At 33.6% G+C, this 11,123-nt stretch carries 12 protein-coding genes and 1 pseudogene; 12 read left to right on the top strand and 1 reads right to left on the bottom strand.

The window, feature by feature from the left end; translation table 11 throughout:
• The 12 genes and pseudogenes from ACTTG8_RS08790 to ACTTG8_RS08845 all read left to right on the top strand — a co-directional run.
• Positions 1–183: pseudogene (locus ACTTG8_RS08790) on the top strand (butanol dehydrogenase); the annotation flags it as partial.
• 20 nt (positions 184–203) lie between these two features.
• Positions 204–953: a phosphotransferase family protein gene (locus ACTTG8_RS08795; protein WP_442561746.1), complete on the top strand. Its 750-nt coding sequence runs from the start codon at positions 204–206 to the stop codon at positions 951–953.
• Positions 954–1,094: 141 nt separating this feature from the next.
• Complete coding sequence (locus ACTTG8_RS08800) at positions 1,095–1,706, top strand: NUDIX hydrolase (protein ID WP_442561747.1); 612 nt, start codon at positions 1,095–1,097, stop codon at positions 1,704–1,706.
• A gap of 1 nt (position 1,707) precedes the next feature.
• Positions 1,708–2,358 (top strand): L-serine ammonia-lyase, iron-sulfur-dependent subunit beta, encoded by a 651-nt coding sequence (gene sdaAB, locus ACTTG8_RS08805; RefSeq protein WP_442561748.1) that lies wholly within the window; start codon positions 1,708–1,710, stop codon positions 2,356–2,358.
• On the top strand, positions 2,351–3,214 hold the full coding sequence (sdaAA, locus tag ACTTG8_RS08810; RefSeq protein WP_442561749.1) for an L-serine ammonia-lyase, iron-sulfur-dependent, subunit alpha: 864 nt from the start codon (positions 2,351–2,353) through the stop codon (positions 3,212–3,214). Before sdaAB ends, sdaAA begins: the two co-directional genes overlap by 8 nt.
• 63 nt (positions 3,215–3,277) lie before the next feature.
• Positions 3,278–4,021 (top strand): ABC transporter ATP-binding protein, encoded by a 744-nt coding sequence (locus ACTTG8_RS08815; RefSeq protein ID WP_442561750.1) that lies wholly within the window; start codon positions 3,278–3,280, stop codon positions 4,019–4,021.
• A gap of 16 nt (positions 4,022–4,037) precedes the next feature.
• Positions 4,038–4,445 carry a hypothetical protein gene (locus ACTTG8_RS08820; protein ID WP_442561751.1) on the top strand — a complete coding sequence of 136 codons (408 nt, stop codon included), beginning with the start codon at positions 4,038–4,040 and terminating at the stop codon, positions 4,443–4,445.
• On the top strand, positions 4,445–5,392 hold the full coding sequence (locus tag ACTTG8_RS08825; RefSeq protein WP_442561752.1) for a hypothetical protein: 948 nt from the start codon (positions 4,445–4,447) through the stop codon (positions 5,390–5,392). The genes ACTTG8_RS08820 and ACTTG8_RS08825 overlap by 1 nt, the downstream gene beginning before the upstream one ends.
• Before the next feature lie 7 nt (positions 5,393–5,399).
• Positions 5,400–6,293: a diadenylate cyclase CdaA gene (gene cdaA, locus ACTTG8_RS08830; RefSeq protein ID WP_442561753.1), complete on the top strand. Its 894-nt coding sequence runs from the start codon at positions 5,400–5,402 to the stop codon at positions 6,291–6,293.
• A gap of 2 nt (positions 6,294–6,295) precedes the next feature.
• A complete protein-coding gene (locus ACTTG8_RS08835; protein ID WP_442561754.1) occupies positions 6,296–7,672 on the top strand; it encodes a CdaR family protein in 1,377 nt (458 codons plus the stop codon).
• Between the two features lie 20 nt (positions 7,673–7,692).
• Positions 7,693–8,469: an ABC transporter permease gene (locus ACTTG8_RS08840; protein WP_442561755.1), complete on the top strand. Its 777-nt coding sequence runs from the start codon at positions 7,693–7,695 to the stop codon at positions 8,467–8,469.
• Positions 8,470–8,487: 18 nt separating this feature from the next.
• The gene (locus ACTTG8_RS08845) at positions 8,488–9,630 is read left to right on the top strand and encodes a CDP-glycerol glycerophosphotransferase family protein (protein ID WP_442561756.1); all 1,143 of its coding nucleotides are present in this window, start codon (positions 8,488–8,490) and stop codon (positions 9,628–9,630) included.
• 69 nt (positions 9,631–9,699) lie between these two features.
• Here the strand turns inward: ACTTG8_RS08845 and ACTTG8_RS08850 are convergent, their stop codons facing one another.
• A complete protein-coding gene (locus ACTTG8_RS08850) occupies positions 9,700–11,100 on the bottom strand; it encodes an undecaprenyl-phosphate glucose phosphotransferase (protein ID WP_442561757.1) in 1,401 nt (466 codons plus the stop codon).
• Between the last annotated feature and the right edge of the window lie 23 nt (positions 11,101–11,123).

Consider the following 11,123-nt stretch of genomic DNA (forward strand, 5'->3'; position numbering starts at 1 on the left):
ATTAAGAGAAGTATCAAGGATTATGGCATTAAGGAAGAGGATTTCCTTGCTACTCTTGATGATATGACAGAGAAAGCATTTGATGATCAGTGTACAGGTTGCAATCCAAGATATCCACTTATAAGTGAGATTAAGCAGATGTATCTCAATGCTTACTATGGCAACAGTAACGAAGCAGTTTAATGTAAAAGGGGAGGTTTATTATGAAACTTGAAAATGTTCTTGTGAAGCGTCCTGGAAAAACAGTTTACAGAGACGGAAATAAGGTAATCAAGTTATTTGATGTTCAGTATTCTATGGCTGACATCCTCAATGAGGCACTTAATCAGGCTAGAGTTATGGAAACAGGACTTAATATACCTAAGTTACATAGTGTTACAGAAATTGAAGGAAAGACTGCTATTGTAATTGATTATATTGAAGGAAAGACTTTTGAGCAGATGATGAGCGAGCATCCTGAGAAAATGGATGAGCTCCTTGATAGATTTATTGCTATTCAAGCCGATATTCATTCAAGAAAAGCACCTATGCTTAACAGCCAGTATGACAAGTTTTATAAGAAAATATCTGATTCCAGCTTTGATGCTACAACCAGATATGATTTGCACTCTAGGCTTGATTCAATGAAACGTCATGACAAACTTTGCCATGGTGACTTCAACCCAAGTAATATTATCATAACACCTAATGAGGATGTTTATATTGTTGACTGGGCTCATGCTACCCAAGGAAATGCTTCAGCGGATGTGGCAAGAACTTACTTACTTTTCTATTTAAGTGGAAGAGAAGAATTTGCAGATAAGTATCTCAATCTTTTCTGTGAGAGAACTGATACAGCTAAGCAGTATGTACAGAAGTGGCTTCCAATTGTTGCAGCTTCTCAGTCTGTAAAAGGAAATAAAGAAGAGGTTGGTCTTCTTAGCCGTTGGGTGAATGTAGTAGATTATATGTAAAATTTTTATATGTTTAATTGATTTGGGCAGTGTCTTTTGGCACTGCCCCTTTTATGTTTAAAGAAAAAATGGTATAATATCAATTAAGAGATTTGTGACCTATTGTGCTTAACAATTAAATATGTAGGAGAAAAGATTAAAATGGGGCAGATAACAAATATAAAAAAACAAACAGATAATAAATTTTTGAATATTTATGAACTTGATAATATACATAAAACAGGTAGAAAAGGTAAATATTTTGTTGCATCAAGAGCAGAAAGTATAGAAAAATTAAAAATTACAACCGGCAAAAATACACCTGATGGAGTTATCATTTATGCTTTGGCAGGAGAAAATAAAGATAAGGTTGTTCTTATAAAGCAGTATAGATACCCGATTAATAGTTATATATATGAGTTTCCGGCAGGTCTTGTTGAAGATGGAGAAGACTATGAAGAGGCTGCCGGTAGGGAGATTTTTGAAGAAACTGGTATGAAATTTATTCCGATAACAGTGCCAGAAGGCTATAAAAGACCATTTTTTACAACCATTGGGATGACAGATGAATCTTGCTCTACCGTATTTGGTTATTGTGAGGGAGAGCCAAACAGTGAAAATCAGGAGGACAGTGAAGAAATTGAAGTTGTTTTAGCTGATAAAGCTGAGGTTAGAAGAATTTTAAAAGAGGAAAACATAGCAATAATGACTGCGTATATGCTTATGCATTTTATTAAAGATGAAGAGGTATTCAGCTTTTTAAAGGAGGATTAAATTGAGTGTATTTGAAATACTTGGTCCTATCATGGTTGGACCCTCTAGCTCTCATACAGCAGGAGCTTGCAGGATAGGATTAATAACTGCAAAATTACTTGGTGAAAGACCTGTTAAAGCAGAAATTGTACTTGCAGGATCATTTGCGGCTACAGGAAAGGGGCATGGAACTGATAAAGCATTAGTTGCAGGACTTTTAGGGTTTGAACCTGATGATATGAGAATACCTGAGAGTTTTGATATAGCTAAGGAATCAGGTTTTGATTTTGAATTTAAGCATAATGAGATAAAAGATGCACACCCAAATACAGCAGTTATTACAGCAGTAGGAGAAAAGGGAAGACAGGTATGTATACAGGCAGCCTCGATTGGGGGAGGAAGAATAAAGGTAAACAAGATTGATGGGATAGAGGTTAATTTTTCTGGAAGTCTACCTACCCTTATAGTTAACAATATTGATGCTCCGGGACATGTAGCAGCTGTGACAGGAACATTATCAAGGAGTGGTTTTAATATTGCCAATATGCAGCTTTATCGGAATAAAAGAGGTGGTACAGCGGTAATGATTGTAGAGATGGATCAAAAAATGTCACCTGAACTTATAAAGGAAGTTGAAAACCTGAAAGGAGTACTTAGAGTAACTTATGTATGATTCGCTTGAAGAAATTGTATCAGTCTGTGAAAGTGAAAATATAACATTTTCTGAGCTTATTATCAGAGAAGATGCATCTGATACAGGTTTTACAGAAGAAGAAGAGAGAGATAAGATGCATCTTATGTGGCAGGCTATGCTTAGTGGAGCAAGAAATTATGATCCTAATTTAAAGTCAAGGAGTGGGCTTGTTGGTGGAGATGGATTGAAAATGCAGGAATATAGGGCTAAAGGAGAAACAATTTGTGGAGATTATATAGCAAGAGTAATACAATCAGCAATAGAAACATCTGAATCCAATGCCTGTATGAAAAGGATAGTTGCAGCACCTACTGCCGGTTCTTGTGGAGTACTGCCTGCTGTTTTGGTACCATTTTATGATGAATATAAAAGAAGTGATGCAGATATGGTAAATGCACTTTTTGTGGCGGCAGGCGTGGGAGAAGTTGTTGCTAAGAGAGCCTCTATATCAGGAGCAGAAGGAGGCTGTCAAGCTGAAATGGGAACTGCTGCGGCTATGGGAGCAGCTGCTCTTGTATATCTAAAAGGTGGAACACCTAATCAGATGATTACAGCAGCAGGTATTGCTATCAAAAATATGTTGGGTTTGGTATGTGATCCGGTTGCAGGATTAGTTGAAGTTCCATGCGTGAAAAGAAATGTGATTGGAGCTGTGAATGCTTGTTCAGCTGCTGATATGGCACTTGCAGGCATAGTGGTAAGAATTCCGCCGGATCAGATTATAGATGCTATGAAAGATGTAGGAGACAGTTTAAACTCAAGATTTAAGGAAACTGCAAGGGGAGGTCTTGCAATTACACCTGAAGGAATTAAATTAAAAGAACTTATCAAGTAGCTTGATACATAGATGAAATAGTGGTAAAATTATCTTTTAGAGTATGTTAAAAGGAATAAGGTAATGGGCAAATTTGCGATTGAAGTAGAAAATGTAGGAATGAAGTTCAATATGAGTTCCGAAAAAGTAGATGATTTTAAAGATTATTTTATAAAATTATTAACAAGACAGCTTAATTATAAAGAATTTTGGGCATTAAAAGATATTTCGTTTAAGATTAACAAAGGCGATAGAGTAGGGATTGTTGGACTAAATGGAGCAGGAAAAAGTACACTTTTAAAAGTAATTTCAGGAGTATTAAAACCTACTGAAGGTAAAGTGAGAATTTCTGGAAATATAGCTCCTCTACTAGAGCTTGGAGCCGGTTTTAACAAACAATATACAGGTGCTGAAAACATATATTTGTATGGAGCAATGCTTGGACATTCTAAGGCATTTTTAAATGAAAAATTTGATGAAATAGTTAAATTTTCAGAATTGGGAGATTTTATTAATGTACCGGTAAAAAACTATTCATCAGGCATGAAATCTAGACTTGGGTTTGCTATTGCGACTGTAGTAGAGCCGGATATACTTATTTTGGATGAAGTTCTCTCAGTTGGAGATGCTAAATTTAGAAAAAAAAGTACCAAAAAGGTTAAGTCGATGATAGAAAATAATGTTACAGTACTATTTGTATCACATTCAATAGATCAGGTTTTAGAGCTTTGTAATAAAGCTATTCTTTTAGAGAAGGGGAAACTTTTAGCCTATGGAGATGCTAGTGATATAGCGGAGCTTTATCAAAAGAAACTTGATGAAAAATAAAAAATAGAGGTATTCTATGATAGTAAAGGATAAAGTAGGTCTTATGTCGAAGATGGCTATATTGGAAAATTCATCTGAGGGCAAAAAAGTCCTCAAAAATATGAGTTTCTTCAAAGCTGATTATATAAGATGGGAAATTTTAAAAACAGCAGCCAGTGTGACAGTTGGTTATGCATTAATTTTAGGGTTAGTTATACTATATAATCTTGAATATCTTATTAAAAATGCAACTAAACTGGACTATAAATTATTAGGAACAAAAACTCTTGGCATCTATCTTGTTGTCATAGTAATTTATTTGGTATTTACATTGTTTTATTCTGCTTATTCTTTTGACAGGAGCAAAAAGAAATTTATAAAATATAGTAAATTAATGTCAAAGCTTGACCGAATGAATGATGAAAGAATGGAGGAGGATAATTAATGATACAACTTCTTTTAATAAGAGACAGTATTAAAAAAGTACTGCAAAAATACAATTTGGCAATAATTCCTGTACTTAGATTTATAACAGCTTTTTTGACTTTTATGCTTATAAATGGACAGTTAGGATATAATGAAAAATTTACCAGTATTTCTATGATGGTATTGCTTTCAGCAGCATCGGCCTTTCTCCCTATGGGAGTTACAGTGTTTTTTGCAGGTGCTTTGATGATTTTGCATATATATTCTGCCTCAATGTTTTTATCATTGATTTTTATTGTTATTATTACAATATTGTATTTTATGCTTATGCGTCTTGCACCAGGATATAGCCTGCTTATTATTGCAATACCGGTGTTTTCGTTCTTCCATCTTGAGGCTCTTATTCCTCTTGCACTGGGGCTTATAGGTGCTCCTATCGCTATATTTGCTATGGTTCCCGGGATTATAGTATCAGTACTTTTCGGAGTGATAAAAGAAGCTATAAAAATGTCAGCGGGAAGCATGCAGATTGAAGATAATTTACAGACTTATATATTTGTAATCAAGTCACTTATTGAAAATAAACTTATGATGCTTATGATAGTTGCTGCAGTGGTTGTATTTTTTGCAACATATATATGTAGAAAACTTGCGGTATCACATTCTTATATATTGGGTATAATATCCGGAATGATAGCCAATTTGCTGGTTATGATAGTTGGTGGGCTAATATTTGAGGTAAAAACAGATATTTTATGGGTACTCTTAGGAACTATTATATCTGGGTTATTATCTTTTGTAGTACAGTTTTTTAAATATATTTTAGATTATAGCTCAATTGAACATTTACAGTTTGATGATGATGATTATTTTTACTATGTTACAGCAGTACCTAAGCTTTCAGTTACAACTCCAAATGTAAATATCCTTAAAATTAATGGTAATGAAGAAGCAGGGAAGGAATGAGTATTAGATGGAAACAATTATAGAAACAATAAGTGATTATTTTACTTGGCTTACCTTGCCTGCGTTTAAAATTACTGATGTTTTAGAAATACTTATTTTAGCATTTATAATTTATAATATTATAAAGTGGGTAAAATATACAAGGGCATGGACTTTGTTTAAGGGATTGCTTGTTCTGCTTGCATTTTCGATGTTTGCAGCATTAATGCAATTTGATGTTATTTTGTGGATAATAAGAAATACTATAAGTGTTGGAATAATTGCACTTGTAATTTTGTTTCAGCCGGAGCTTAGGAGAGCTTTAGAGGAGCTTGGTAAGAGAAAATTGGTTCCTAATTTTATTAGTCTATCTGATGCAGATGATAATAATAGATTCTCTGATAGGACAATAGAAGAACTTGTAAAAGCCTCTTTTGAACTTGCCAGGAACAAAACCGGAGCACTTGTAGTAATAGAAAAAAACTCAAGTCTTATAGAATATGAGAAGAGTGGAATTCCTGTTGATGCAATAGTTAGTAGTCAGCTTTTGATAAATATTTTTGAGCATAATACTCCACTTCATGACGGGGCAGTTATTATGAAAGGCGACAGGATAGTTTCTGCTACCTGTTATCTGCCTTTGTCAGCTAATATGTCTTTAAGTAAAGAATTAGGTACGAGGCATAGGGCGGCAGTGGGAGTAAGTGAGGTAACTGATAGTCTTACTATAATAGTTTCTGAAGAAACAGGCAAAGTTTCGCTGGCTCAAGATGGGAAGATAATCAGGAATGTAGATGGCGGAAGGCTTAAGTCTGAACTGGTTCAATTTCAGAAACTAGACCCTTTTGCTCAGGAAACTAAATTAAAATGGCAGAAGGTTAGAAAACATCTGTTTCGTAATAAGCAGGATGGAGATGATTGATTATGAAAAACCTGTTTACTGAAAATATAGGGCTTAAACTAGGCTCAGTAGTGATAGCAATTATATTATGGATTTTAGTTGTGTATACCTATGATCCGGCAGCGACTACCAGTTTTACACTAGGCGTAGATATTATTAATGGTGACTCAATAGCATCTTCCGGTAAGGTATATGAAGTAATAGAGGGAGATACCATTACAATAAAGGTTAAGGCAAATGCGAGTTTGATAAAAAACTTGAGAGTTTCTGATTTTAAAGCAACAGCAGATGTATCAAAGCTTTCACCCACTTATCATGCTAATATTGATGTAGTTTGCACTAAATCAGATAATGTAGAAGTTACTATTATAGGAAATGCAAAACTTTTAGAAGTAAGGCTTGAAGATCTTGTGAAAAAACAATTTCCTGTAACTGTAGATAAGGTAGGAAGTCCGGAAACGGGATATTATGTAGGCGAGGCTATTGCAAGTCCTAACCTTATAACTGTAAGTGGTGGAAAGAAATCTGTTGAGAAAATAGCTGTTGTTAAGGTTAAGACTGATATAGATAGAGCATCAAGCTCTTTCTATGCAAAGGGTAAACCTAAGGCTTATGATGCTGATGGAAATGAGATTACTACCGGAAGTTTAAAGTTTTCGGATAATCCGGTAAAAGTGGCAGTTAATGTATATAAGACAAAGAATGTTGCTATTTTTATAGAAACAACTGGAGAGCCTTATAAGGGATATTCTGTACAAAGCATTGATTATGAGCCTAAATCAGTTACAGTAGCAGGCCCCCCTGAAATTCTTGCAAGGCTTAACAGCATAAAACTGCCTATAAATGTAACTGATGAAATTACGGATTTAGAACTTTCGATAAATCTTTCGGAATTTATAAAAGAAGGATTGTATCTTGTAGATAAGGATGTAGTTGTTAATGCAAAATGTAATATTGTAAGGCTTGGCACTAAGGAATTGGAGCTTGTGACTTCATCAATAAGCTTGAATAATAAATTGGATAGATTTAATTATGATTTTATAGAGCCGGAAAAGCTTAAAATAACATTAAGTGGTTTATCTGATAAGTTAAAAAATATAGAAGTTTCTAATCTTGCTCCGTATATAGATTTAGCAAATATAAAAGATGCAGGAAGTTATTCTTATGTTGTTAAATTTCAAGATATTGATGGAGTAAAAGTTGAAACTGATAAAGCTGTAACAATCAAAGTTACTGATAAAGAAGACTCATCAGGCAGTACGGTTTCAGAAAGTGCAGTTGATGTACCTTCAAAATCAGCAATAGAAAATGAAGATATGTCTAAGGATGAAGAAAATAACAGTTCTGAGCAAAGCACTGCAGGAGAGACAGGTAGTACTCAGGAGAATGTAGACGAATAATATGTTGGTGGAGGAAAATTTTGCTGAGAGTAATTAAAAATTTCAAAAAATTCAGATTTTTAATATTTGAATTAGTAAAAAAAGATATTAAATTAAAGTATAGAAAATCCTATCTTGGTATTTTATGGACATTACTTGAGCCACTCTTAACAATGATAGTACTCACAGTGGTGTTTTCGGGATTTTATGGAAAGAGTGACAGATCTTTTCCTATATATGTTCTTTCAGGAAGACTTCTATACAGCTTTTTCTCAACAGGAACCAAAGCAGCCTGCAAATCCATAAGGAGTAATGCCTCAATAATTAAAAAGGTATATGTTCCTAAATACATATATCCATTTTCCTCTATTATAGCAAACTATCTGATATTTTTAATATCATTATCAGTGCTGGTTGTAGTTTCGTTAGTATTAGGAGTATATCCTACAAAGCATATATTTGCTGCCCTCATTCCACTTGTGACACTTTTATTTATGACCATAGGTGTAGGAATGATACTGGCAACGATGGCTGTGTTTTTTAGGGATTTGGAATATCTTTGGGATGTGATGCTTATGTTGATTATGTATTCGTCAGCAATATTTTACAATCCTGCTAAGGTGATTAAAAATGGTTATGGCTGGATAATTCAATATAATCCTGTTTATGCCTGCATAGCCAATTTTAGGAATGCAATTTATGGAAGTTCGATTGACAGCTGGAGTCTAAAATATTCTGTGCTTATAGCTCTATCAAGTGTTGTGGTTGGATTGTTTGTGTTTTATAAAAAACAGGATCAGTTTATATTAAATATATAATATCTAGGATAGTGACAAATGAATATTAAGGAACTTACATACGCATTATTTGCAATAAATTATAAATTAGGCTCATTATTTCCTGTTACTAAAAATTTTGTTTTTTCGGTTATGACACATGATAGTTCAAAAACCGGAAATATTATGGCTTTGACTAAGTATATGGGAAAGAGTGGAAATTATAAATTTTGTTATATTACAAAAGAGGAGAGAAAGGCATTTTTTCATCTCCTTTTTGTTGTGCCATTTTTAATGAGCCATGCTGAGTTAATTCTTATGGATAATGCTTTTATGCCAATGTCCTTTTTTAAGGTCAGAAAAGAAACTAAGGTAGTTCAGCTTTGGCATGGGACGGGGAGCATAAAAAAATTTGGTCAGGATAGTAATACAGGAAGGATTAAAGAATTAGAGCAGAGGATAAATAGTAATATTGATGCCCTAATTGTAAATTCGGACGTATTGATTAAACAGTATGCAGGTGCTTTTGGAGTTGATGAGGCTAGAGTATATGCGACAGGACTTCCAAGAACTGATTGGTTGTTAGGACTTGTGAATGATGTAGAAAAAGTAAGAAGACTGGATGATATAAGAACTAAAATTGCACACTTTAAAAATATTTATTTGCAAGATAAGAAAATAATATTATATGCACCTACGTTTAGGGATGAAGAAGTGAGAGAGCCTAAGTTGCATCTTGATATTATGAATTTAGTGAGAAATCTTAGTGAAGATACTATAATATTTTTGAGACTCCATCCCTTTGTAAGCAGCTTATTTAAGAATAGTAATTTAGGAGATAGAGTAGTTAATGTATCTGATTATCCTGATTTAAATGAACTTATGGCAGTAGCAGATGGACTTATAACGGACTATTCTTCATTAATTTTTGATTATTGTATTTTGGACAGACCGATGTACTTCTTTGCAGATGATATAGTAGAGTTCGGGGTGAAAGGAAGAGGTTTTTATTTGGATTATAATTTGGAACTTCCGGGAGTGATACCAAGTTCTGAAGAGGAATTAGCAAGAAAAATAATTCTTGATTTATCAGGCAATGAAGAAAATGAATTAAGAACTAAAAGAAAAGTATTTACGCATAAATACTATAAATGGTTTGATGGAAATTCGGCTAAAAGAGTATATAAGACAGTAGTAGAATAAGTATAAATGTAAAAAGTGCTATTACTTAAAGAGTTGATTCTTAGGTAATAGCACTTTTTTGAAACTTTTTTAATATGCATTTTTGTTGATAAAACCTTTAAAAAATGTAAGAAATAATATCTTGAAGTCTAAGCCAAGTGTCCAGTTTTCTATATAATACAAATCACAATCTATACGTTTTCTGATTGAGGTATCTCCTCTAAATCCGTTTACTTGAGCCCAGCCTGTTATTCCTGGTCGAACCTGGTGTTTTACATTATAGCGTGGAATTTCTTCTTGAAACTTTTCTACAAAGAAAGGACGCTCAGGTCTTGGCCCTATGAGGCTCATATCACCTTTTAATACATTGAAGACTTGAGGTAATTCATCAATGCTGGTTTTCCTTATAATGCTCCCTATCCAGGTAACTCTGGGATCGTTTTTAACTGTCCATGCTTTTTTTTCAGCACCGGCATCTTGAAGTTTCATAGAGCGAAATTTGTACATATTAAATTCTTTGTTGTGAAGTCCTATCCTTACTTGCTTGAAAATTAACGGGCCGGGTGAGGTAAGTTTTATGAGTATACTTACAACTATCATAGGGATGCCGAAAACTAAAAGCATACAGAATGCACCAAACAAGTCAACTATTCTTTTTATGAATTTATTGAAAGAATTGTTAAGAGGAACATTCCTTATATTTATGACAGGAAGTCCATCTATATCTTCAGTGTGAGCTGTTGTAGGTATTACATTGTTGTAATCGGGTACAAACTGTGTATGTACTCCACTTTTTTCGCAGATTGCAACTATGCTTTCAAGTTTGTTATAGTCACGAAGTCTCAGTGTAATGGCTATTTCATCCAGCTTATGAAGAGAGCATATACTTTCAAGTTCTGAAATATTACCCAGTACTTTTATGCTGCGATATTCAGAATACTTTGTTTTTTCATCATCTAGGATACCTAGAATTTCATATCCCCATTGTGGATTTGATATGAGCCTGTCAATATAGCTTTCAGCAGCAGAACTATATCCGACTATAAGCATATGTTTTTGGTTAAAACCCTTTCTCCTAGCTGCATGAAGAAGTTTTCTTAGGAAGAAACGGAAAGTCCAACCGAAAAAAACATTTACTCCATAAAAAATACTTATAAAAGAACGTGAAATATCACTTTCTTTTAATAAATAAAGTAAAACAGGAAAGGTAAGTATGGATATGGTATTTGCTTTAAAAAAATTCCACATTTCAAATCTCAGTCTTATTTGGCGCATAGGAGAATAAACTCCCGATACAGAGTAGATAACAAGATATATCGGTATAAGATATATTAAAAACTGCATATAATGAACCAGTGGCCACCACATTGTATTCTGAGGTGGAAATATTTCAAATTTAATAAGCCATGCATATATAAAAGATATAACTATAATGAGTATATCACAGAGTATGTAAATCCTGTTCAATACTTTTTGATTTTCTCTAATCATCGTGCGCTCCTAAAAGTTTTATT

The sequence above is a fragment of the Catonella sp. genome, from assembly GCF_052173895.1.
Lineage (GTDB): Bacteria > Bacillota > Clostridia > Lachnospirales > Lachnospiraceae > Catonella.